Origin of the sequence: Mesorhizobium sp. M1217 (assembly GCF_040318275.1) — a bacterium.
Taxonomy (GTDB): domain Bacteria; phylum Pseudomonadota; class Alphaproteobacteria; order Rhizobiales; family Rhizobiaceae; genus Mesorhizobium.
The window spans coordinates 150,349-173,575 of the sequence record NZ_JAMYMA010000014.1 but is presented as its reverse complement, the minus strand read 5'-3'; the positions used below and the strand labels follow the sequence as shown (position 1 = coordinate 173,575).

At 57.2% G+C, this 23,227-nt stretch carries 21 protein-coding genes; 3 read left to right on the top strand and 18 right to left on the bottom strand.

Annotated features, from left to right (window positions below; genetic code table 11):
• Positions 1–738 carry a class I SAM-dependent methyltransferase gene (locus NKH37_RS23305; RefSeq protein WP_353041480.1) on the bottom strand — a complete coding sequence of 246 codons (738 nt, stop codon included), beginning with the start codon at positions 736–738 and terminating at the stop codon, positions 1–3.
• Between the two features lie 438 nt (positions 739–1,176).
• On the opposite strand from NKH37_RS23305, the gene NKH37_RS23300 reads away from it, so the two are divergent.
• Positions 1,177–2,037 carry a hypothetical protein gene (locus NKH37_RS23300; RefSeq protein WP_353041478.1) on the top strand — a complete coding sequence of 287 codons (861 nt, stop codon included), beginning with the start codon at positions 1,177–1,179 and terminating at the stop codon, positions 2,035–2,037.
• 64 nt (positions 2,038–2,101) lie between these two features.
• Here the strand turns inward: NKH37_RS23300 and NKH37_RS23295 are convergent, their stop codons facing one another.
• The 15 genes from NKH37_RS23295 to NKH37_RS23225 all read right to left on the bottom strand — a co-directional run bounded on the left by NKH37_RS23295 (position 2,102) and on the right by NKH37_RS23225 (position 19,067).
• Positions 2,102–3,082, bottom strand: a complete 981-nt coding sequence (locus NKH37_RS23295; protein WP_353041476.1) for a glycosyltransferase family protein — start codon at positions 3,080–3,082, stop codon at positions 2,102–2,104.
• Between the two features lie 159 nt (positions 3,083–3,241).
• Positions 3,242–4,540 carry an O-antigen ligase family protein gene (locus NKH37_RS23290; RefSeq protein WP_353041474.1) on the bottom strand — a complete coding sequence of 433 codons (1,299 nt, stop codon included), beginning with the start codon at positions 4,538–4,540 and terminating at the stop codon, positions 3,242–3,244.
• Positions 4,541–4,710: 170 nt separating this feature from the next.
• On the bottom strand, positions 4,711–5,463 hold the full coding sequence (locus NKH37_RS23285; protein ID WP_353041472.1) for a class I SAM-dependent methyltransferase: 753 nt from the start codon (positions 5,461–5,463) through the stop codon (positions 4,711–4,713).
• Between the two features lie 5 nt (positions 5,464–5,468).
• A complete protein-coding gene (locus NKH37_RS23280; RefSeq protein WP_353041470.1) occupies positions 5,469–6,632 on the bottom strand; it encodes a glycosyltransferase in 1,164 nt (387 codons plus the stop codon).
• Positions 6,629–7,954, bottom strand: coding sequence for a polysaccharide pyruvyl transferase family protein (locus NKH37_RS23275; protein WP_353041468.1), 1,326 nt, complete (start codon positions 7,952–7,954; stop codon positions 6,629–6,631). Before NKH37_RS23275 ends, NKH37_RS23280 begins: the two co-directional genes overlap by 4 nt.
• A gap of 4 nt (positions 7,955–7,958) precedes the next feature.
• A complete protein-coding gene (locus tag NKH37_RS23270) occupies positions 7,959–9,506 on the bottom strand; it encodes a lipopolysaccharide biosynthesis protein (RefSeq protein ID WP_353041466.1) in 1,548 nt (515 codons plus the stop codon).
• A 174-nt stretch (positions 9,507–9,680) separates the two neighbouring features.
• Positions 9,681–10,178, bottom strand: a complete 498-nt coding sequence (locus NKH37_RS23265; protein WP_353041510.1) for an acyltransferase — start codon at positions 10,176–10,178, stop codon at positions 9,681–9,683.
• Positions 10,179–10,282: 104 nt separating this feature from the next.
• Positions 10,283–11,455, bottom strand: coding sequence for a glycosyltransferase family 4 protein (locus NKH37_RS23260; protein WP_353041464.1), 1,173 nt, complete (start codon positions 11,453–11,455; stop codon positions 10,283–10,285).
• Positions 11,456–11,501: 46 nt separating this feature from the next.
• Positions 11,502–12,620, bottom strand: coding sequence for a hypothetical protein (locus NKH37_RS23255; protein ID WP_353041462.1), 1,119 nt, complete (start codon positions 12,618–12,620; stop codon positions 11,502–11,504).
• 63 nt (positions 12,621–12,683) lie between these two features.
• Complete coding sequence (locus NKH37_RS23250; protein ID WP_353041460.1) at positions 12,684–13,451, bottom strand: glycosyltransferase family 2 protein; 768 nt, start codon at positions 13,449–13,451, stop codon at positions 12,684–12,686.
• A 22-nt stretch (positions 13,452–13,473) separates the two neighbouring features.
• Positions 13,474–14,568, bottom strand: a complete 1,095-nt coding sequence (gene gmd / locus NKH37_RS23245; RefSeq protein WP_353041458.1) for a GDP-mannose 4,6-dehydratase — start codon at positions 14,566–14,568, stop codon at positions 13,474–13,476.
• Positions 14,569–14,668: 100 nt separating this feature from the next.
• On the bottom strand, positions 14,669–15,862 hold the full coding sequence (locus NKH37_RS23240) for a sugar transferase (protein WP_353041456.1): 1,194 nt from the start codon (positions 15,860–15,862) through the stop codon (positions 14,669–14,671).
• Positions 15,863–16,062: 200 nt separating this feature from the next.
• Entirely contained in the window at positions 16,063–17,382 is a 1,320-nt protein-coding gene (locus NKH37_RS23235) for a UDP-glucose dehydrogenase family protein (RefSeq protein WP_353041454.1), read from the bottom strand.
• Between the two features lie 147 nt (positions 17,383–17,529).
• Positions 17,530–18,120 carry a transcription termination/antitermination protein NusG gene (nusG, locus tag NKH37_RS23230; RefSeq protein WP_353041452.1) on the bottom strand — a complete coding sequence of 197 codons (591 nt, stop codon included), beginning with the start codon at positions 18,118–18,120 and terminating at the stop codon, positions 17,530–17,532.
• A 356-nt stretch (positions 18,121–18,476) separates the two neighbouring features.
• Positions 18,477–19,067 (bottom strand): biotin transporter BioY, encoded by a 591-nt coding sequence (locus NKH37_RS23225; RefSeq protein WP_353041450.1) that lies wholly within the window; start codon positions 19,065–19,067, stop codon positions 18,477–18,479.
• A gap of 114 nt (positions 19,068–19,181) precedes the next feature.
• On the opposite strand from NKH37_RS23225, the gene NKH37_RS23220 reads away from it, so the two are divergent.
• Complete coding sequence (locus tag NKH37_RS23220) at positions 19,182–20,171, top strand: MBL fold metallo-hydrolase (protein WP_353041448.1); 990 nt, start codon at positions 19,182–19,184, stop codon at positions 20,169–20,171.
• On the opposite strand, the gene NKH37_RS23215 is transcribed toward NKH37_RS23220, so the two are convergent.
• Both NKH37_RS23215 and NKH37_RS23210 read right to left on the bottom strand, forming a co-directional pair.
• Entirely contained in the window at positions 20,104–20,889 is a 786-nt protein-coding gene (locus NKH37_RS23215; RefSeq protein WP_353041446.1) for a DUF1499 domain-containing protein, read from the bottom strand. The two genes, NKH37_RS23220 and NKH37_RS23215, sit on opposite strands and share 68 nt — an antisense overlap.
• 83 nt (positions 20,890–20,972) lie before the next feature.
• Positions 20,973–22,601, bottom strand: coding sequence for a fatty-acid--CoA ligase (locus NKH37_RS23210; protein ID WP_353041445.1), 1,629 nt, complete (start codon positions 22,599–22,601; stop codon positions 20,973–20,975).
• 176 nt (positions 22,602–22,777) lie between these two features.
• On the opposite strand from NKH37_RS23210, the gene NKH37_RS23205 reads away from it, so the two are divergent.
• Positions 22,778–23,164, top strand: a complete 387-nt coding sequence (locus NKH37_RS23205; RefSeq protein WP_353041443.1) for a hypothetical protein — start codon at positions 22,778–22,780, stop codon at positions 23,162–23,164.
• The last annotated feature ends 63 nt before the right edge of the window (positions 23,165–23,227 follow it).

The window sequence follows — 23,227 nt, the reverse complement described above, 5'->3', positions numbered from 1 at the left end:
TCAGCCCTTCCCTTGCTTATGGCAAAGGAAAGAGACCAGCCGCCCGGGCCGACGGTCAAGCAGTGCCGCAGCTCCGGCAACGGCCCCGAAGGGTAGCGCGGACAAAGTCAGGCGCGCGAGCCCCGACAGGGGACCGAAGGCCGCAGCGAGCCTCTCGCGAATTTCGGATGCTGTCATCGGGTCATAATTCACAACCGATTGGAAAGAGTTCATTTCACGATCAATCGTCAGCCCCGCCCCTTCGAGCGCAGCGCGGTAGTCTGCCAGCGTGAAGGCATTCTCCCCGCCGTAGAGATGATGCAACGGATGAGCGCGCAGAAACGGTTCCAGTTGTTTCGGTCCGGAAATCACATGGTCGCGCAACGACACGAACGTCGCGCCATTGCGGGAGAGCCGCACAACTTCGCGGCAGAATGCCGGCAGGTCATGCGCATGATGAAGCACTTGCCTGGCAACGACCAGATCATAGCCGGCGGCGGACAGCGGAATAGCTTCGCCGAATGCCTCGATCACATCGATGTTCGTGCCTGTGTTCTCAGCAAGCGCCCGGATTGCAGCAGCACCGACGAGTGCACTTGGATCGGGCTCGACGGCGGTTACCGACCAGCCTGCGCGCGCCAGGGCATAGGAGAGGATACCGTTGCCAGCGCCGAGGTCGAGGGCACGGCCCGCCTTGCGCGGGATCATGCTGCGGACCTCATCGAACTCCGCGCTTTCGTGATAGCGCTGTGCGGCCACGACCGGATCCTCGAAATAGGCAGCGCGAGCGAGCTCCTTCATCGAAGGCTCGCTCATGCACCAGCGGACGGCATCTTCCCAAGTCATGGCCATTTCAGGCATAGAGGCGACCGATCTGCCGGATCACCTGGGCCGGATTGCCAGCAACAAATGTGCAAGTCGGATGCGTCAAGACGATCTCGATCTCCCCGTCATATGTGCCCGCACTGAGCGTCGCCATGCTAGATTGACGAGCCCTACGGTACCTTTGGTCATAGGCCTTCATGCTTCGCGGTCCATTATTCCAGCGGGATGACCCGAACGCCAAAAGAGACAGGGCCTCGCCTCTATCAACTTGCAGCGGCGCGTCGATCACGCTTCCGTCAGGACGTTGTCCGAAGCTCCCAGCTACGCTACCGTTTCTCGACTCGTCAAGTTCAGCTTATAGGGATTCAAATCGTGCAAATTTCGGCCGCGCAAAAATTCGCCAATTGGCGACGCTGGATACCGAGCGTAATGTTTTTCAAGACAGCGTTTTGTATGTTGTGCCTTTTGGCCGGCGTAGTGCCCGCGACCTCGCAGACGCGCACGCCGTTCAAGCTTTTCGAGGCCATACGGTTCATCGGCGGGCCCAATTTCCAGGCGTTTGGTTTCGAACATCTTACGATTGCCGACCCTCATGTTCTCGGACCGGATGTTCCTGATGCCGGCCAGGTGCGGCAAGCGCTGGCTTTGCCGAGGAGCAATGAATACCTCAATATCGACATCGAAAGCTGGCCGTTGGAAGGTCCCGATCAGGCATCATCCCTGGCGAAATACCAGAAGACGCTCGGCGCGTTCAAAAAGGCGGACCCGAACGTCAAGATTGGGCTCTATAGTGTTTTGCCGATCAGGGATCATTGGAGAGCGATCGGCCACAATGGGCCCGCGGCCCTGAACGACTGGAAGCAGCAAAACACGGTTGTTGCTTCCTCTCTCGTCCCTTACGTCGATGCGCTCTTCCCCTCTCTCTATACATTTTACGGCGACAAGGATGCCTGGGTCGCCTACGCGAAAGCCAACATCGGGGAAGCGCGAAGGATAGCACAGGGGAAGCCGGTCTATTGCTTCCTATGGCCTCAGTTTCACAAGACCATTGCCTTCCTGCCAGGCGACCTCTGGTATGCTCAACTGGACACCTGCAGAAGGCTGGCCGACGGAATCGTGATCTGGGGCACGATGCGTGGCGGCCCACGGGATGGGCCCGCGAAATGGGAAGAAAAAGCGGAGTGGTGGCAGGCTACCAAAAAATTCCTTCGAGAGCAGGGCAAGATTCGCTAGGCTGACCCCTTTGACTTAGGCCGAGGGAGTATTCGGGAGCCAGAACTAACGTTCAAATCGTCCGCTACACCAATTCGAGAAACCGCTCAAACTGATGTTTCTTGCTGTATTCCTCACGTATGGCGCGATTGCCGGCCCAACCGATCCTGTCCCAGCTTCCGTCGTCCAGCCGACGTTCGATTGCCTTCGACGCCTCCTGCGGCTGGTCATAGACGACCATGGTTTCTCCATTGCGCATCGGTGCGGGATAGTTGCCGGCATCAGAAATCAGCAGCGCGCCGGCACCCATCGTTTCGAAACAGCGCATATTGCCGCGGTCCGGGCCCGCCATGTCGATTGAGGCGTTTACCACGACCTTCGCCCTTCCGAGTTCGGCATACATGGCGCGGCCGAATACCGGAGGCGCACTGACGGTGCGAATCATGCGCGGCCGGCGGACCGCTCGCAAAGGGCCGAACCAGCCAAGCGGTGTCTCGGCGAGCGGTGTATAGCGCGACAGATCCAGATGGAAAACGACCTTGCGGCGGTCGGAGAGTCGCGCGACGGTTTCCAGAATCTGTCGTCGACGCTGGTGATGGCGGCTATAGCCGCCGAAGAAGAGCACATCGACATCCCTGCTCCGGTTTGCGGCAACGGCATCGAGCTCCGGATCGTGGGCGGGAAAGAAGTGAGCCGTCTTGGCCCCCTGCTCTTCCCAGAGTCTTCGCATTGACGGGAAATTGCAAACGACGAGATCATATCCCGAAAAATCGATCCTGCCAGGCGCAGCGCGCCAGGCAATCTTTCGCTTCACATGCCCCGGCAGCCGACGCACGAAAGAGCCGTCGTAACGAAATGGATCAAGATTGTAGAAGATGTCGGACTTGTGATGCTCGATCTGCGCAAGAAGGATATCGGCCAGCGATGCGTCTTCGCCCAGCCCGTTTTCGATCGCCCATGCCAGTTGCAGCGATTCGTCATCTCCGTTCGTGAAAAACGCTTCCGGGCTGCCGGCGAGCGCCGGCAGCAGAATATGCGACGCCCCGTAGCGGTCGTTCAAAAACACTTCTCTTTGGCGTTCAAATCCGCGAACTCCCTCCGTAAGCCCAGTGAGTCTGGCCCGATAACTTGTCGAGATGCCAGAATTTTGAAAAATACGCATGGCAGTTCCTATTTGAATTTGGTCTCGGGCACGGCATTTAGCCGATATGCCGGAACTTCCACCTTAGTAAGCGCGAATTTCCGCATTGCGAGCTTTGGCCAGGAATCCCTGATATCCATACCAAAACGATATCGTCAGAGCGGAGGTGACCCAGAAAACTGAATTTCCCCATAGGCTGCCGCTTGCCATGCCGGCGATCGCTTCCCTGATGAACAGCACGGCGGCCAGCACCGCAGCGAGCGGGAATTTGCCGGACCGAATGATACCGACCGTCGATCTGAGCGCCAGGACTATGTGAGCCGCAAATGGCAATGACCCCAGCGCGCCCATCGCCATCAGGGATTCAAGATAGATGTTGTGGGGATAGAAGTTGAACTCCATCTCGACTGCATATCGCCCGAACACCGGATTTTCTAGAAACTGTCTCCAGGCTCCAGCGAACAATTGGCTGCGTATCATTGTGGATTGATCGGCATCCACGTTGATCGTCTGAAGTCTCGCAATGACAACGTCGATGAGCTCCACGCCGCTGGTCGCCAAAATTGCCATGGCGACAACCAATGCTCCCAAAACGGCGAACAATCTTTTTGAACCTTTAAGCAATAGTATGTAGACCAATATAGATCCAGCGCCAGAAATATAGGCACCACGAGACTTCGAGAATACAACAACAAGCAATAACATCGGTCCAAGCACTATAGATTGGATCGTCAGTTTTTTTGTCTTTCCCAAGATAAGGAAATAGTATATCAAAAATGCGAAAGCTGTATGCCCCATCGCTATGGGGTTTATTTTGTCTATAGACATCCTCTCGCCTTGGGCCGCGAAGAGCACGTCTCTATTGAGATAGAGCCCAATCAGAAAGACGACGCAAAGCGCGTTCATGACAAGGATCATATCTGTGTTTCTTATGCCCCTATCCATCGATGCGATAATAAGCGTTGCGCCGACACTGGACACCACGAAAACACTGAATACCATCATAGGACCAGGCGATATGTTTATCGAAGACAAGTAAACATTCTCAACAAGTCTGCACAGATAAAGGACAAAAAAGAGCTTCATTGGAAGAAGCGCGGCCGTTGACGACCTCAATTTTGACGGAAGAAGCACATATGAGCCAAACGTTATCAGAACGATGGCTAACCTTACAAGGATCGACCCGGTACTTCCCTCTGGATCAAACCTGTTTACCCACCCGGCAAAAGCGTACACGCCACAGATTGCGAGCGCGAACGCCGTTGCAGGAGAAAACAAAATGCGCCGGTCAACGTAACCTTTCAAATGTGCAAATCGGGGGCCAAACCCTCCTCGAGCGAACCCGGCCGGTGTGTCGTAATGAGTTTTGGCTCTCTGAGTCATGGGACTACTCCACCCACGGCAAACCTAACGCGATTGGCGCACGCAGATTTCTGAATGTCCGCCATGCACGTAACGGAACGTTTGCGTCTCGCTTCTGCGCGGTTGATGAATCGAGCCCGACAGCTGTCGACGACACTGGTCGGAGGCGCAGTATTCGGCGGTTGTGCAATCTAACTTCCCCTCGAAGCCGACGGGGCTGATGGTTTTTCAGCTACCAGTAGATAACCCATCGGCATGCTCTCGCGCGTCGCCAGCCCTAATTTCTCGACTGGAGGCAACGCTCGCATCAGCCTGGTAAGCCAGTAGACAGAATCGGCAATCCAGGGCCGAGTTGACACCGCCTTCGTGGCAAGATCGGAAAGAACATCTGTGACGCCGCCGTAGGATGACAATTCGATTGTGCTTAAGCCAGCCTTCACCGCCATCCGGTCCAATGCAAAGCGTGTATAGCGATGGTAATCATGGGGGACTTCGTGCAGCCAGTAGAGAAAGGGTGCGCCGACTATCAACTTGCCGCCAGGCCTCAAGGCCCGAGCTGCACTGTCGAACAAAGCCTGCGGGGTATGCAGATGTTCGATGACGTCGCTGGCAATCACCGTGTCGAAACTCCCTTCCTCCAAGGTCAATTGCTCATTGAGGTCCGCGAATAGGTCGACATAGGCAAAGCCATGTGTGCTACCCGGCCAATCGACGCAGAACACATCACTGACATAGTCGCGGTAGATCCCGTAAAGCGGAACGGCCCCACAGCCCAAATCGGCGAGACGGCCCTTAGCATGAGTAGCGATCGCAGTGGCGTAGACGGATGCCAATCGATCGGCGATCAAGCGCGACCGCGCCGGTACCTCCTTGCGATTCGAGCGCCAAACTCCTTTATCCGTTCGTTCGAACTTTGTGGGCTTCCACAGGTCGACATTTTTCATAGAACCTAGCCTTCAGCGAAGTCGAGAGGTTTCGCCACGGCCGGCAGCATCATGGCATGTCGAAGGCGATCGCGCGTGTGCCGTTGCGTGAAATGATCCAGCACACGCCGCCGCCCGGCATGCCCCATCTCGGCAGCACGGCGAGGCTCTTCCAAGAGGCTAGCAAACGCCTTTGCCGTGCTTTCGACATCGTGTTCGTCTACAAGTATGCCGGTCTCACCATCGACAACAGCCTCTGGAATGCCGCTGTGACGTGTCGCCACAACGGGGAGCGCGCTTGCCATGGCCTCCAGGATCGATACGGGCAGGCCTTCCATATCCCCATTGCGGGCCGTCACGGAATGTTGCACGAAGATTGCAGCGTCCTGCATCATCCCCTGAACAAACTCTGTGCTTTGATAGCCATGGAAGACGATAGCGTCCGACAGGTTTTCCTGCCTAACCAATGCCTCGCATCGCGCCATGAGCGGCCCATCGCCAACCAAATCAAGCCGTACCCCGGGAAACCTTGAAGCGATCCGGGCGAACGCCTCGATCACCAGGTGCGGTGATTTCTTTTCAACAAACCGCCCTACGAAAAGGAGCCTACGGCTTTCGCGCTTCGATGATGTGAAGCGCTCGGGCAAAACTCCGCATGGACTGACATGCAGTTTCTCATTCGGACAGCCTATTTGAAGCAGGCGATTGGCGATGAAACGTGATGGCGTGATGATCCCGTCAGCGCTGGCGAAGAGACGTTGGTAACGACGTCGCCACAAGTGCTTCCTAGGCATCACGGTAGAATCCGCCCCATGGGCATGGGCGTATAGTCGCACGCCAGCGCGGCGACAAGCGGGAGCAAACAGCGCACCCATCGTCAGATACTCGACAAGGGCGGCCTCCACATTGTGGGCCTTGAAAAATTCAACAACTCTGTCTTCATCCCTCCTCGACATCCCATCACGGACATACGCAAGCCAGCACAGGCGCGTCAAATTGGCGACGCGGGCAGGTAGCCGGCTAAGCGGCGACGGCCCCGGAACCCCGGAAAGAACTGGATAGCCGAACTGATCGGAGCCATCGGGCCCCTGGCAGACGAGCACAGTCTCACCGGGCGCAAGGTGGCGAACATGATCTCGGATAAAGGTCTCGGAAGGCGTATTGAAGAATTGCGAAACAACCGCAATCATGACACCGTCTCCGGCTGCAATTCCACCGGTGCAAATCTGTTTTTGAGAATACCGACAGTGGATTGAGCACTGTCACGCAACTCCAGCGCCCCCCGCCATGATTTTTCTGTTATCGATTCCTGATCCTGCCACCAGAGCTCGACAAGAGCGCGAAAACTATCCGGCTCAATCTTATCGATGAAAGTTATGTATTCCTGCAAATCAAGCGACTGGAAAAGATCCGCGGTTTTCCTCTCATAGCAAATCGGCAAGACTGGAACGCCGCGGCACAGACACAGAATGCACATATGCATGCGTGTGCAGATAGCGCCATCGAATTCATCGATCTTGCGAAGCAATGTTTCAGTGTTCCTGAACTGCGAATCGACGACTACGCTGTCTCGAATGTGATCTGGTACGTATTTCAAGACATCTCGCGCCGTGTCCGAGTCGTTGAAACGATACTCAGGAATCCCCTGACAAGTCGAAACAAACGTCACTTCGGCCCCAGCCTCTTCCACGAGCCACGTTGCGGCCCGAGCTACCGACTGGTGGTACTTCGCTCGGCCAACCTCCAAACCTCGTTCCCCGAAATCCGCCCATGGCCGCACCGAAACGGCGATCCTTGGCCGCCGTCCCGGCGTCGCAGCCCGCGATGCTGCGCGACGTTTCTCGATCTGGTTCTGGTCCGTCAGAACGAAAACGCTGTCTGCCACTGTCTCAATGTTACCTGTGTATCCGGTGAGCTCTTTCGCAAAAGCCATGGATTTTTGGTCTCTGACCAGTATGAGTGGGCTTTTTCTCAGAACGATAGCAAGTCGGCGGAAGATGCGATCGTCGCCAAACGGACCCATAGATTGCGTGAAAAAAATGGGCGGCTTTCCGAGATAAATGTCTCTCGCATATTCTGGCAGACGGAGTGCAACCGACCCTAGATGTTTCTTCGAAAGGTACGTGCCACCCGTCGAAACAATAAGATCTGCGGCGATGTATTCTCGCAAAGCCCGAGCCACCGTTCCTCCATATCCAAGATATTTCAACCATCGAAAATACCGCTCAACAAAAGTCATTGCGATTACAATCGAATAAATCAACTTGAACTCTAGCCGTCCTTTGGTCAATCTATTCACCAACCGAACAGCTATGCTCTTACGAATCTGCGCGGAAGGAAAACAAATAAATTTGCTTTCCGGATAATACTTTGCAGCGACTTTCTCGTCCATGTCCGCAAAAACGACCTCAACATCGTCTCCGAACGCGGTCCTGAGAATGCGTTTTGTTGCGACTTGGATCGCGGCGTCTCCGCCGTTCAAAAAAACCGTTGTTTCAACAATTATTTTCAACGATTTAGGTCCTCTGACGTTCGTCTTTGTCCAGAAAAAGCCGCATGTCCCCTAACATGGAGCCGGCGAAACGATACGGAGCAACGACAAAAATTGCATAGATTGCGATCGTGATTGTCGAGTTCAGCACGATGTTGCCCCCGGCTGGCAGAGATAAGGTGTCAGATGAGAGGCCGAACGAATTCCCCGGAAAGTGAAACAAGGCGACGACCGCAACATAAGCAAAGAAGAAGGGCGCCGCCGCCTTCACAAGGTCCGCAAATCTAAGCTTTGTATCTCTTGTTGCATAAATCCAAAGTACTGGGGTAAATACCCATGACGTGATAGACCACGCAAGCGCAACTCCAGAGGCACCCCATTGAACAGCAAATAAGAAGGCCGCAAAGCGAATAGCCGACGAAAATATAGAAAAAATAAATAGCTCGCGAGCTCGACCCACAGAGATGAGCGCCCAGCCGCCAAACTGACCGGAAATACTTGTAATGAGGGACAACGAAAGTACCATCAAAATAGTGCCGGACTTCGACCAGTTCTCTCCATAAACGAGCGCTACAATTTGTTCCGCATTGATGGTAATGAGGATACACAATATCGTGTTCATCATGAGTGTAAGTCGCATAGCACTGAGGTAGGTTCTAGCCCACTTGTCGGGCTGGGTTTGGAGTCGGCTCAGCATTGGAATGATAACCGAGCCAATTGGTCCACTGACGAGCGTTATCGGCAACATGAACAAAGAATACGCGCGGGTGTAGAATCCGAGTTCGCCGGGACCGGATTTCCAGCCGATCAGTACATTGTCAGATTGGCGGTTGATGTAGTTTGTGAATTGGGATCCACTGTAATGGATTCCAAAATTAATGGCCGATCTTGCATTTTTCCAATTCGCGACCTTGGTCGGACGCCAAGGTGACAGCATCCACTGGGCGACCGTGCCAACCAAAGCCGTGGTGAGCGTCGCCGCAGCGAGGGACCAGTATTTAAAATCCCAGCCCCATGCCATTGCAATACCGACAGCAAATCCACACAAGAGACTGCCAAGATTCACACTTTGCAAGGACATCCAACGCATGTTGCGAACCAACAGCGCTTTGTGCTGCGCACCTGTCGCAGTGATCGGGATGGCTATCGCCAGAACCAGGATAAGGTGAAAAACGCGAGAGTCATTAAAGAGCCAGGTTGCGACCGGCGCCATCAGCCATGTCAGCGGCATGAGAGCGAAACCGACGCCAAGATTGACGAAAAATAGAGCGCTGATGGTGTCATGATCAACCTCCTTGCGCTGGATGGTCACCATCGACAGACCCAAGTCGGCGAAGACTCCGACAAACGCCGTGGCGGATGCTGCCATGGCCACCAAACCGAAGTCATCGGGCTGGAGCAAACGTGCCATCAGCGCCATGTAGCCGATTTGTGTGAGAAGAATTAAAGCCTGGGTGCAGAGGGCTATGATCCCTCCAGATGCCGTGCGTCTCCCGAGATCCCGCGTTAAATGCTCATTAGACAGTGCTGAATCTATCGATGTATCAGAACGATCGGATGGGCCCTTCGTCACAATAACCGTCCACTGCGCAATTGTCGGCTGGCCACGGGGCCATTCGCGTAGCTATGTGGCATATGCCGCAATCTGCTTCGCCCGCCCCCTTTAGCGAAACAACATACTATGGTCATGCAGGACGTTATCACCAAACGTTGCCGGCCATCGGGGCGATGTTGACGAAACAGTTCATCATTCAATCGACCCCGCATGCGCCAGTACCAGGGACCGTATGACCTTGCAGGGCACGCCACCCGCCAGGCAATCCCGCGGGATGTCGGAGGTGACGACGCTCCCTGCCGCAATGACCGAGCGTGCACCAATTCTCACCCCTTTCAGAACGGTCACGTTGGCGCAGAGCCAGACATCGTCCTCGATCACGATTGGCCCGGAAAGAGTACCCCGCCCTTGCCGCCGATCCAGATAGTCGACGGCGTGAAAGTCGGTGTCGAAAATATTGCAATTCACTCCGACCAGAACATTATTTCCAATAGCAATGTTCTCGACACAAAAAATAGACGCTCCAGAAATCCCAACATTGTCTCCTATGGAGAGTTTTCCTGACGACCCAACAACCAGCTGAGTGGGATGATTTATGCCGGCTCGATTGAACCTGGATTTGCTGACGATAGTTACGCGATCTCCGATCTCGAGGACGCCCGCCCCTCCTAGCCCAATTGGCCCGAGCACGGACAAGCCACGAGGCCTCTTCCTGCGCCTCACCGCAAACTGAAGCGTTGCAAGTGCGTTCCAGAACAGGCGCTCACTTCGATCAAGTAACTTAAAGGGAGACATCAACGGCCTGATTCTGACAGATCGCGATAAAGCATTTGAATTGCCGCGACGTTTTGATCGATGTGGAACCTGGCCATTGCGAACTGGCGTGCGCTCCGCCCCATAGCGAGCCGGGTATCGCGCCGGCAGAGTTTTTCGATGGCTTCGAGAAGACCGTCGGAAGAGGACATTTCAAAGCTCAAGCCGGTTCTATCTTCTTCGATCAGCTCAAGCAAATTCGGCAAGCGGGTCACCAAGCCCGGGCGTCCCGCCGACGCTCCCTCGAAAATGCACCGAGCACTGTGACTTGTCAGAAAAGGTGCAATGACGACGTCACTGGCCGTGAGAACGGGAACGATGTCATCTATGAATGGCATGGCGCTGCACCGGCGGCTTGCGTTTATCGCCTCCAATGCTGCTTTTCCATAGCCTTCTTCGTTTTTTCCAAAACCTGCAAATACAAACCGAGCGCATTCGGGAAGGTTTGTCTCAAGCGAGTTGACCGCCTGTACGAACGGCAGAATGCCATTCGACTCCGCAATTCGTGACAGTGAGAGGAATATGACATCGCCATCTCCCCATCCAAATTTCCGCCTCAACTCAGCAACGCCTTCGTCCGGCGTACGGAAGAGACTGCTATCGACACTATTGTAGACAACCGATGCCGGGCTAGCGGAAGCGCCGACGCTATCCAGACCTGCTATATCGATAGCAACGAAATAGTCGACGTGCTTCTTATTTAAGTGGCGAAGAATGTTACCCCACCAGTTGTGCAGGATCGGTTCACGGACATGCGCAATAACGGGGATTGAGGGGTCGGCGCTATGCGCACCCTTGGCGGCGGCTACCATACAGGTGGAGTTCAGGTGAACAATGTCCGGCCGTATGTCACGGACTAGCTTCCTCGCGCACCTGACGAGAAGTGGAAAGGACAGAATCGCGTGTATCCTCGATTTCACGTCCTTGCAGGGCGCGACTGTCGATCCGTGGAAAGGACGAATGTCCCTTTCCTCGATTACCTCTGCCCCAGCATCTTCGAACAGTTGGCGGACGCCAGAATTACCTGGGCGAAGCGGCATCGCAACTATTGGAGAGAATTCTTTGCGATCGAGCGATTTTATCAACAATGCCAAACTCTTCGGCGCACCTCCCAGCGCGGTCGCATGATGAAAGTACAATACTTTCTTCACCATTTATGGGCAGCCACAATGACGCGGTCCGGGTTTGTAAGTGAAGACATCAGGCTTGGTCATGCCGCTCCCTCGAAGAATTCGGCGTCGGTATGCGTAACCCGTCCAAGGCGCGCAATGTGGAGGAGATGAAATCATTGCGCCACGACCCGATCCTGATCTCACGTTCTTTTGCTGCCACCGTTCCCCGGTCTGCCTTGGCAATCTTGTTTAGCTCAGTTGCCGCCGCATCACAGTCGCCAAAATCGATTGCGTGGACCGGAGCGTCTAGCTTCCGAGCTGCCGTCTCGATCAGGGAGCCACGGCGCACGATCGCGGGAACGCCAAATTGCAGCGCCCGGCCAAAAACTCCCGACGCCTGATCGTATCTCGGATCGTAGCAGGCCCACACTGCGTCGGCGACGCCATACAGGCTTTCCCACTCGGCATCGGTGAGCCGCCGGTCAATATGAATTCCCCCTATCGATCTGAACCGTGAAGCCAATGCCTGCTCCGAATTCGCCGTCCCAGCGCTTATGAAACACAGCCGTCGGGCGATATCCGGATTGGCCTCGAGAATTTCGACCATGAAGGCAAAGCCTTTGTGCACCGAGGCGGCACCAAGCCAGCAGACAATTGGCCGACCAGCAGCCAGGCGGTGGACTTCAGTCGCCACCGGCGTATCGCCGGGTTGCCTCAGGATGTAACCGTCGTGCATGTCCCACCACTGCGGATCATGGAGCCCGACATCAACAACGCTGCCGTATTCCGGAGCCAGACTGAGGGGTATGATACTCGCGACCGTGACCTTTGGCGCACGCTTCAGAACAACAAAAATGCTTTTCTTGAAAAACCGCTTGAGGCTGAAGGCTCCGAAGCAGGACTGCGGTCCTAAGAACAATGCAACGGTCGCCCTTCCGAGAGCCGCCCGCCGAAGAGCTATCGAGACAAAAGAAACCAAATCGTCATCGAGGGTCGCAAAAAACAGATGATCGGCCGCCAGCAGTCTTTTTTTAAGAGCCCGTGACATTGGCCCCATTACAGGAGACAGGCCCAAAACCGGTCCCAGCAGGTCAACATAAGACTGCCTGTGTCCTGAACCCGATCTCACATATATGATACCCATGCTTTGGTGGCGAGGCTCTGCTGCACTTCCGATATCTGCATTGGACGGCTTGCTGTCGTTCACGGCGTACCGTCCCGCTTTACTGCGTCCGATAAAATGCCGCCCCTATCGACCACCGCCAGGTCTCTAGCCCTTCGACTTGAGAGGTTGTTTCGACAAGAATTGTCCCAACTTCCGTGCCGGCTTTGCAATAAGCGCATAATCGACCGGACCTGATCCGAGCCACCGGCGTCGGGAACGTAGCGCTTCCAGATTATGCCCGATATGCGAACGGAAGCTCCTTGTGCTGGCGCCTCCGACCATCATGTCGACGAGGATCTGATCGATTGTCGCGATCCTGAATCCATGGAGCTCGACGGCTCTCAGCATCCAGTCGTAGTCGGAGGAGACTTTGAGCGTCAGATCGAACGGCCCGTTCTGTTCGGCAACGGCGCGGCGGACATAGAAGGTCGGGTGGGCAGGCATCCAGCCGGAGCGGAACCCATCACTGGGTCTTGGCTCTGCTCGCCAGCGGCGGACCACTCGCTTGCTTTGATGGTTTTCAACGAAGTCGAGGTGGCCGTGGACAATATCGCTTTCAGCAAGCGCCTCGCTGATCTTGCCGAGCACGGAAGCGTCGTGAAATGCGTCGTCCGCGTTAAGGGCTCCAATCGCCTCACCCCTACAAAGTGCCAGCCCCTTGTTCAACGCGTCATACATGCCGCGGTCGGGCTCGCTGATGACCTGCAACCCTTGCCCAGCATAGGAGCGGACAATCGTGAGCGTTTCGTCGGTCGAGGCACCGTCGACGACGATCAGTTCCTTGTCCTGGTGATCCTGGGCAAAGAAACTGTCGAGCGTGTGACGAATTGTTGCCGCCGAATTCCAGCAGACCGTTAGAACGGAAATCTTCATGTTCGCGGGGGACTCGTCGCGACTACCGGGCCGCTTTGCGATTGTGCTCTTCGTCAAGCCGGCGATGCTCGAATTCGCGCGCCACCACCTTGAGGTCGGATTGAACCATCTCGCGCACCATCAAATCAAGCGACGTCGTCGCCTTCCAGCCAAGGATCCGTTCGGCCTTCGAAGGATCACCGAGCAGCAGCTCAACCTCGGTCGGCCGGAAATAGCGCGGGTCGACCTCGACCAATATCCTGCCGGTTTTCGTGTCGACACCCTTTTCGTCAACCCCGGAACCGTTCCACTGAATGCGGACCCCCACTTCGGCGAAGGCAAGCTCGACAAATTTCCGAACCGAGTTCTTGACGCCGGTTGCCAGCACATAGTCGTCCGGGGTTTCATGCTGGAGGATCCTCCACATGCCTTCGACATAGTCGCGCGCATGCCCCCAATCGCGCTCGGCCGAGAGATTGCCGAGGTAGAGCTTGTCCTGTAGGCCGAGGCTGATGGCAGCGGCGGCTCGGGTGATCTTGCGGGTCACGAATGTTTCGCCGCGCATCGGGCTCTCGTGATTGAACAAAATACCGTTGGAAGCGTGAATGCCATAGGCTTCGCGGTAGTTAACCGTGATCCAGTAGCCATAGATCTTTGCCGCCGCATAGGGTGAGCGGGGATAGAAAGGCGTCGTCTCCCGTTGCGGGATCTCCTGCACCTTGCCGTAGAGTTCGGACGTCGATGCTTGATAGAAACGCGTCTTTTTTGTCAAGCCAAGCAGCCGGATGGCTTCCAGAAGCCGCAATGTGCCGATCGCGTCGGCATTCGCCGTGTATTCCGCGGTCTCGAAGCTCACTTGGACATGCGATTGCGCCGCGAGATTGTAGATCTCGTCCGGCTGCACTTCCTGGATTATGCGGATCAGGTTCGTCGCATCGGTCATGTCGCCATAGTGCAACGAAAAATTGACGCCGGTTTCATGAGGGTCCTGATAGAGATGATCGATACGGCCCGTATTGAAAGACGACGAACGCCGCTTGATGCCGTGGACTGCATATCCCTTGGCGAGCAGGAGGTCGGCGAGATAAGCACCGTCCTGGCCGGTGATGCCCGTAATTAGCGCGGTTTTTCGGCTCATTTCATATCCTTCGGCAGCTTTAAACACATGATGGCCAAGCATTGTCCTGGCGCTGTGTTCGACAGATAAATTTTGATGGAGGCAAAATTCAGCACGGTCTCTATCGAGATCCGAACCCACTTAGCAGAGTCTTCAACGTTCTCAACACGATGACGAAATCAAGCCACGGCGAGAAATTCTTGATGTAGTAGAAATCATAGTGCAGCTTCTCTGTCTCGTCGTCGTCTTCCGACACATATCCTTGATTCACTTGAGCCCACCCGGAAATTCCGGGACGGACGATATTTCGGTAGCGATAGAATGGCAACGCTACCGAATAATGGGATGACAACACTGTCGCCTCAGGGCGAGGCCCGATCCAGCTCATTTCCGAACGAACGATATTTATCAGCTGCGGCAGTTCGTCAATTCTGCTTCTGCGAAGGAAGCGACCTAGCCGGGTAACCCTGCTGTCACCCGGCTTGGTGACGGCGAGACTGCGAACGTTAGCCGCCTCAGGTTCACTGACGGTCATCGTCCGGAACTTGTAGACCGTAAATGACTTTCCGCCGAAACCGAGGCGCTCCTGGCGAAATATGGCGGGTCCGGGAGATTCCAGCCTGATTAACAGCGCGATCAACAACAGGAAGGGCGCCAGCACGATCAGCGCCAACAGCGCACAGACCCAGTCGATCGCCTGCTTGATCTTGATATAGGCCTGGTTGGGATTAATTGAACCCAGCGTGTTTTCGGATAAATGCTCGATTTCAACGCGACCGGTCAGCGATTCAGTGATTTGCTTGACATGGTAGACCGGAACTCCCGCAAGCGCCCGGTCGGCAATGTAGCGCTCCCAATCGTCGGACAGATCCGCGCGCAGATCGGCAACGACGCCGTTGACGCGATCAATGATCATGTCAGGGGAGACAAGCCAATGCCAGTTCACCCCGCCTATCTCCTCCAGACGACCAACGGCGCCGCCTGGAACCACGGCAAGACTGTACGGATCAAGGCGCCGGCTTACGATGGTCAAGACAAAGTACCAGAGAATTGACAACGTTAAGCTGCTGACCGCCTGAAAACCACTATATTCAATCCGAAACAAAAAAATCACCAGATAAACAAACCCATAAGCCAATGCAAATGTTGGAAATATGTAACCAGACGCTGCGATACCCGGGAAATTACCTACACGTCGGAAGGAAAAATAGCCTATTGTATGCGCAACAACGCCTGCGACGATTGTAATCTGTAGGTTTGAATAAAATAGAATTGATGAATCAAATAAAATCCTGGTAAGAACAGGGAGCAACATTGCGAATGCCAAACCGCCCAGGAGTTGAAACCTGACCCTGTGCACAAGGTGCCGCTGTCGCGGCCGATTCATCATGACTATGTTCAAGTTAAAACGCTCTCTTGCGGACTGTCGGGTCTAAGTTTCTGCCAAGTGCGCTCTGGCTGCTTCCGTTGTTTTCTGCGAAACCCAGGCAATTCGAACTCCAGGTAGCCGGACGTTCACCTGACAAGATGCCGCTCTCGGCCAACGCTGGAATAGGTTATCCCTTCCTTCACGACGTCCTCGCCGCGATAGACGTTTCGCAGGTCGACCATCACCGGCGTCGCCATGACTGCACGAAGCCGCTTCAGATCCAGTGACCGAAACGCGTTCCACTCGGTGACGATGACGATCGCGTGCGCGCCGTCGGCCACAGCGTAGGCGCTTTCCCCGAATTCAATGCCCTCGATCATCTTGCGCGCCTGCTCCATGCCGACCGGATCATAGGCCTTGATCGAAGCGCCTGCATCCTGGAGTGCCTGAATGATAGCCAATGAGGGGGCGTCGCGCATATCGTCGGTGTTCGGCTTGAACGTAAGGCCGAGGATACCGACAGTCTTGCCGCGCACAGAGCCGCCGCAGGCCTCAACCACCTTGCGCGCCATCGCCCGTTTGCGCTGGTCGTTTATCGAGACCGTCGTTTCTATCAGCCGCACCGGGCTTGCCGCGTCCTGCGCGGTCTTGACCAGCGCCAGCGTATCTTTCGGGAAACAGGAGCCACCGTAGCCCGGCCCGGCATGAAGGAACTTTGCGCCGATGCGGTTGTCCATGCCGATGCCGCGCGCGACATCCTGCACATCGGCTCCCAACCGCTCGCACAGATCGGCAATTTCGTTGATGAAGGTGATCTTCATGGCCAGAAACGCGTTGCCGGCATATTTGGTAAGCTCAGCCGTACGCCGGCTCGTATAGAATATCGGCGCGACATTCAACGAGAGCGGGCGGTAGATCTCGCCCATGACGGCTTTCGCCCGTTCTGCATCGGTCCCGACAATGATGCGGTCGGGCCGCTTAAAATCCTCGATGGCCGATCCTTCGCGAAGAAATTCCGGATTGGAGACCACCGCAAAATCGGCGGCGGAATTTTGCTCGCGGATGATCCGTTCCACCTCATCACCGGTACCGACAGGGACGGTCGATTTTGTCACCACGACCGTAAACCCCCTGAGCGCACGCCCAACTTCGGCGGCCGCATCGTAGACGAAGGACAGATCGGCGTGCCCATCGCCGCGCCGTGACGGCGTGCCCACGGCAATGAAGACGACATCCGATTGAGAAACCGCATCGGCCAGATTGTCGTCGAAACGCAAGCGGCCTTGCGCGGTGTTGGTGGTGACGAGGTCGTCGAGCCCTGGCTCATAGATCGGTATCTTGCCGAGTTTGAGCATGGCAAGCTTTTCCGCATCACGATCGACGCAGCAGACCTGATGGCCAAAGTCGGCGAAGCAGGCGCCCGAAACGAGCCCCACATAACCGGCACCAATCATTGTTATCCGCATATCGCGTACCCCCAATCAGCGCCGAGGCGATCTCGCCGGACAGCGCCCACTCCCTACCAAAGGACGGCTACCGCACTCCCGGGTGAAAACCCGAGAGCCGATCCTACAACAATTTGCATCGCCTCGCCGCACCCTCGGTGCTTACGACTATGCGATGGCGACGAGATCCCTGGCATCAAGGTCGACAGGGATCTCGCCATTCATGATGGCAACCAGAACCCGGGCCCTTCCGGCTGGATCGAGCCGGTCAAGGCGCCCGATCATTTCCGCGAACGGGCCGGAACGGATCCGAACCGGAGCACCGGCTGCGAGGCCGCCGCTGAAATCGAGCAGGCCATTCCTGCCGGTCAACCCAAGGAGGCGTTCTATCAGACCCGAGGGGACCGGCAAAGGCCGGTCGCCTTGCATGACGAGGGAACGCACACCAAATGTTCCGTTGATCGAGCGCCAACGTTGCAATGCGACGTCAAGGGCGATGAACATATAACCGGGGAAATAAGCCGCAACTCGTGTTTCGAGCCGCCGGGCATGACGCACGGTTTTCTCGCAGCGAGGCACAAAGGGCTGGAATCCCTGGATCCGGAGATGCCGCTCGGCGACATGCTCCTTTCCGGGAAAGACGCTGGCCGCGTACCAGCGAGTTGCCGGCGCAGCGGTCGGCTCAGGCGACAGGGTTGTTGCCTTGCTCGTTGTTTTTTCGACGCTACTCACGTGTCTTCTTTCGGCGGTCTGCGGCATGATCTAAAGGTCAACGGCTAGGACAGTGCGTGGATACCAGCAAGCAACCAAGCCACTAGAGTCAAGGCGGTTGGGTTAAGAATTTCCTACAAATTGTCCGGAAGTTTAGCCGTGCCTAAATAATCATCGGGCCGCTTTCTTTTTCAGCTGGCGAAGATGCTATGTCGAGCAATTTATTTCCATACGTAGGTGCTTGGTTACGCTGGTCGTGCCGAATCGCCCGTTTGTTCTGGTACATAGTCCGTCGACTTGAAGCTAGTGTGACGGGCTCGCCGAGTCATGGGGTTCAGGCGACAACATGGTGACAGCGATGCAACGTGCAGTTCCGTTCTGACGTCAGTTCCGCTCGACCGGCTTCACGACCGCTTCAGCAGCGACCAGACAGCCGGCACCAGGCTCGCCGCCAGCGCAACCTTGATCAGATCGCCGACGATGAAGGGCACCACCCCGAACTGCCAGGATTTTTCCGGGCCGATCAACAGCGCCAGCCAGGCAAAGCCCATTGTCATCATGACGATCTCGGCCACCAGCATGGCATTGAAGAGCTTGATAGGATGGCGATCCCAGCCACGGTCGGCAGCCCAGCCGACGATCGCCGCCATCACGACGAAGCCGGCTAGATAACCGCCGGTCGAACCGAGCATGTAAGCGATACCGATGCCCTTTTCGGGCGTGCTCTGGAAGACCGGAAGGCCCAATGCGCCCTCAGCCATGTAGAGAAGCAGCGTGGCGACGCCTAGGCGCATGCCAAAGGAGGCGGCGATCAGGAAGACGGCGAGCGTCTGCATCGAGATATCGACCGGTCCGAGCATGACCTTGGTGTTGGCAGACAAGATCAGCAGCAGCGTTCCGGCGATCGCCAGCAAAAGCTGTCCCGCCAAGCGGGCCACGCCCTTTTCAGGCAAAGCGAGAGAAATGAGCGGACGCATCGTCGTTGCAATTGCCATGGTCTTCCCCGTTCCGGATTGCCGCCGAACGCGGCCTTGCGTTTTCCTATATTGGCTTCCGTGCTATGCGGCAATCGGTTTTGCCCTCCCCCCAAAAAAGGTCGCGACGTTCACATGGCGCTGAAATTCGATACACGCTTCGATCCGGCCTACGGCAAAGGTGTGACCATTGCGCCCGACGTACTTCGGATCACCGCCAAGAACCCCAGCCCGTTCACCTTTCACGGAACCAACAGCTATATCGTCGGGCGCGAGACGCTGGCGGTGATTGATCCCGGCCCGTATGACGAGGCACATCTTCGAACACTGCTCGAAGCGATCGGGACCAGGCCGGTCAGCCATATCTTCATCAGCCACACGCATCGCGACCATTCGCCGCTGGCGGCGCGGTTGAAGCAGCATACCGGTGCGGTGGTTCTGGCGGAGGGCCGGCATCGCCCGGCGCGGCCGTTGCGCACCGGCGAGGTCAATCCGCTCGATGCCAGCGCCGACACCGACTTTGTTCCTGATATCGCGCTGCCGGACGATATGGTGATCGACGGCGACGGCTGGGCGATCCGGACGGTGCTGACGCCCGGCCATACCGCCAATCACGCGGCCTTCGCGCTGGAGGGAACCGGCATCCTTTTCTCGGCCGATCACGTCATGGCGTGGGCAACCACGATCGTCGCGCCGCCGGATGGCGCGATGGCCGACTACATGACTTCGCTCGACCGACTGATCGAACGCGATGACCGGCTGCTGCTGCCCGGTCATGGCGGGCCGGTGACCGAGCCGCGCAACTTCATGCGCGGATTGAAAACGCATCGCAAAATGCGCGAACGGGCAATTCTGCAGCGGATCAACAGCGGCGACGGGACGATCAAGGACATGGTGGAGGCGATCTATCGAGACACCGACCCGCGCCTGCATGGCGCGGCCGGCCTGTCGGTGCTTGCCCACCTGGAAGACCTGGTGGCGCGCGGCTTGGTCCACACCGATGGCGCGCCGGCTATCGACGGCATCTATTCGCCGGCAACGCAGCACACTTCGGATATCATTCCGCCGGCGCCACGCCCACCTGGCCGGCGACTTCCTGGTCGAGTTCGGCAAGGAAATCGGTGATGCGCGCTGCATTGTCGCCAAGGTCGTAGCGGCCGTAACGCGAGGCCGAGCGCATATCGACGATGACCGCATCGCCGTCGTCGCTCACGCGGATGGCGACATCGGCGGGAAGGCCAAGCAGGAAGCTCTTTGCCAGCGCATCGACCGTCACGTCGCTTTGCCCTGCTGCGTCTGGAAACGGCGCCGTGAGCTGCCAGCCGCGCCGATCGAGTACGGTTTTGACCGCCTCCAGAACGCGATCGAAAGGCAAGGTGTAGCTGCGCCCGGTAACAAGCGGATAAGCTTCGATTTGCAGGCGCTGCTCGCCGGGTGTCGGCGGCAAAAGCTCGTTCATATCCTTTGTCCGGGTAGAAAAATCGAGCGCCGGCGGGTCGTCGAAATCCGTCGAGATGTCGCGCAGCGGCGGATAGGTCGCCGCCCAATAGGCCGCGACAGCGTAAGGGATGAGCACCAGAAGCGCCAGCAAGGCGCCGGCGGTCAGGTCTTGGCCGCCGCGATCACCGAAGTTCCACAATCGCGCAAAGGCAAATCCGGCAAACAGAAGCGCAAACGCTGCCAGCAACGCGACGATGCCGAGCACCCATAGGAAAGCTTGGGTCTCGACGAGGTCATAGCGGTGGCCGATGAGAGCGGTCAGCAGCAGGATCGCCGAAAACGCGCCGGCGCGTCGCGACCAACCGGCAGCCCTCGACGTTTTTCGCTCGGGAATTTCCGTCATTGTTTTCCGCCCTGCCCCAACCCGAACACAGGCATAGTGCCTTTCAGCGGCCGCTTGAAGGCGCAAAGACGCCGCATCTCCGGTCAATCCGTCGGCAGGTGATAGTCCCGGAACTGCTGGCGCAAGGTGATCTTCTGGATCTTGCCGGCAGCGGTGTGTGGGATTTCGCCGACAAAGGCGACGTCGTCCGGCATCCACCACTTCGCCACCTTGCCGTCCATGAAAGCGAGAATATCCGTCTTGGTCGGCTCCCTGCCCGGCTTGCGCACGACCACCAGCAAAGGCCGCTCGCCCCATTTCGAATGCGGAATGCCGATAGCGGCGGCTTCCGCGACGTCGGGATGGCCGACCGCGAGGTTCTCGAGTTCGATGGTCGAGATCCATTCGCCGCCCGACTTGATCACGTCCTTGGCGCGGTCGGTAATCTGCATATAGCCTCCGGGGTCGATGTGCGCGACGTCACCGGTATCGAACCAGCCGTCTTGATCGAACTGTTCGGATCCGATGCCGCCATAATAGGCGCGCGCGACAGCCGGCCCGCGGACCTTGAGCCGGCCGAAGGTCTTGCCGTCCCATGGCAGTTCGTTGCCGGCGTCGTCCGTCACCTTCATTTCGATGCCGAACGGTGTAAAGCCTTGTTTCTGCTGGACGCCGAGGCGAGCCTCGCCCTTCAGCCCGGCGTAGTCCGGCTTCAGGGTGCACAGCGTGCCGAGCGGCGACATCTCGGTCATGCCCCAGGCGTGGACGACCTGGACATCGTAACTGTCCTGGAACTTCGTCGTGAGCGCGCGAGGACAGGACGAGCCGCCGATGACGACTTTCTGCAGATGGGGTAGTTTCTTGCCGGTCTCTTCCAGATGCTGGAGGAGCATCATCCACACCGTCGGCACGGCGGCGCTGAAGGTCACGTGCTCGGTGTCGAGCAGCTCGTAGAGCGAAGCGCCATCCATCTTGCAGCCGGGCATGACCAGTTTGGCGCCGACCATCGGCGCGCTCTGGGCAAGGCCCCAGGCGTTGGCGTGAAACATCGGTACGACCGGCAATATGGTATCGCGCGACGACATGCCCATGGCGTCGGGCATCGCGGCGATCATGGCGTGCAGCACGTTCGAACGATGGCTGTAGAGGACGCCTTTCGGGTCGCCTGTCGTGCCCGAGGTGTAGCACATGCCGGCGGCGGTGTTTTCATCGAATGTCTTCCAGGCGAAGTTGCCGTCGGCTTGAGCAAGCCATTCTTCGTAGGCAACGACATTGGACAGCGCAGTCTCCGGCATATGCGCCGTGTCGGTCAGCACGACAACCTGCTTCAGCGACTTGACCGCGCCGGCGATCCTTTCGAGCAGCGGCAGGAAGGTCAGGTCGACGAAGATCGCCTTGTCCGCGGCATTGTTCATGATCCAGGTGATCTGTTCGGGAAAGAGCCGCGGGTTGAGCGTGTGATAGATGGCGCCGACACCCATGATGCCGTACCAGGCCTCGATGTGGCGCGTGGTGTTCCAGGCTAGGGTCGCGATGCGGTCGCCAAGCCCGAAACCGTCACGCTCGAGCCGCTCGGCAACCTTCAGGGCACGATCATGGATTTCGGCATATGTGCTGCGCACGATTGGCCCTTCGATCGAACGCGACACGATCTCGCGGTTGCCGTGCTGCCGCTCGGCGTTGTCGATCAGCTTGTGGCAAAGCAGCGGCCATTCCTGCATCAGCCCGAGCATCTTGTTCCTCCCGATATTTTTTTCGCCATTGTGGAGCGAACCGGCGGATTGTCCAGTCAGGACCGGGCTGGGGCGGTGCATGGAGCCAAATGAGGCCGAATTCGCCACAATCCGGCCATGCTCGGCGTTAACGTTGATTAACGGCGGGGCGCGATTGGCGAATGAAAGAGGTTCGCATGGACGCGCAGCTCGACGACAAAGCCCTCGAAAATACGCTTGCCGAAAGTCTGGCTGATCTGGTGGCAGCCGATGTCGCGCAGGCCGATCTGGTGCCCGACGCCAAAACCGTTTCCGAAGATGAATTCGTTGAGGTCGTTGGTGGCGCCCTTGAAGCGGTCGGCGGCACGCTCTTGTTCAAGATGTGCGTCGAGAACGAGGGCGAAGGCCAGCACGTCGCTGCCGCCTGCGTCGGCGACGGCGGCAATCGCCAGTTCCTGCTGCTCACCTTGCCGACCAGCGGTGGTGCCCTGAAGGTCGAGACCACCTCGAAAAGCACCAATCCGGTAGCCGGCATTGCCGCCGCCTATGCCGGGTTGATGGACGCATTCCAGGCCGCCGCCTGATTTTAGGCGGGATACCGGAGGAAAGCGCAAGACTGCCACCGGCGGGCGACGCCCGCCGGTGGC

Coding starts and splice junctions, on each gene's coding strand:
- NKH37_RS23240 (WP_353041456.1), bottom strand. CDS start 15,862: ATGTTGCTCCCTGTTCTTACCAGGATTTTATTTGATTCATCAATTCTA.
- NKH37_RS23215 (WP_353041446.1), bottom strand. CDS start 20,889: ATGACGGAAATTCCCGAGCGAAAAACGTCGAGGGCTGCCGGTTGGTCG.
- NKH37_RS23290 (WP_353041474.1), bottom strand. CDS start 4,540: ATGACTCAGAGAGCCAAAACTCATTACGACACACCGGCCGGGTTCGCT.
- nusG (WP_353041452.1), bottom strand. CDS start 18,120: ATGCCGCAGACCGCCGAAAGAAGACACGTGAGTAGCGTCGAAAAAACA.
- NKH37_RS23220 (WP_353041448.1), top strand. CDS start 19,182: ATGGCGCTGAAATTCGATACACGCTTCGATCCGGCCTACGGCAAAGGT.
- NKH37_RS23235 (WP_353041454.1), bottom strand. CDS start 17,382: ATGCGGATAACAATGATTGGTGCCGGTTATGTGGGGCTCGTTTCGGGC.
- NKH37_RS23210 (WP_353041445.1), bottom strand. CDS start 22,601: ATGCTCGGGCTGATGCAGGAATGGCCGCTGCTTTGCCACAAGCTGATC.
- NKH37_RS23225 (WP_353041450.1), bottom strand. CDS start 19,067: ATGGCAATTGCAACGACGATGCGTCCGCTCATTTCTCTCGCTTTGCCT.
- NKH37_RS23280 (WP_353041470.1), bottom strand. CDS start 6,632: ATGATTGCGGTTGTTTCGCAATTCTTCAATACGCCTTCCGAGACCTTT.
- NKH37_RS23250 (WP_353041460.1), bottom strand. CDS start 13,451: ATGAAGATTTCCGTTCTAACGGTCTGCTGGAATTCGGCGGCAACAATT.
- NKH37_RS23205 (WP_353041443.1), top strand. CDS start 22,778: ATGGACGCGCAGCTCGACGACAAAGCCCTCGAAAATACGCTTGCCGAA.
- NKH37_RS23260 (WP_353041464.1), bottom strand. CDS start 11,455: ATGGTGAAGAAAGTATTGTACTTTCATCATGCGACCGCGCTGGGAGGT.
- gmd (WP_353041458.1), bottom strand. CDS start 14,568: ATGAGCCGAAAAACCGCGCTAATTACGGGCATCACCGGCCAGGACGGT.
- NKH37_RS23285 (WP_353041472.1), bottom strand. CDS start 5,463: ATGAAAAATGTCGACCTGTGGAAGCCCACAAAGTTCGAACGAACGGAT.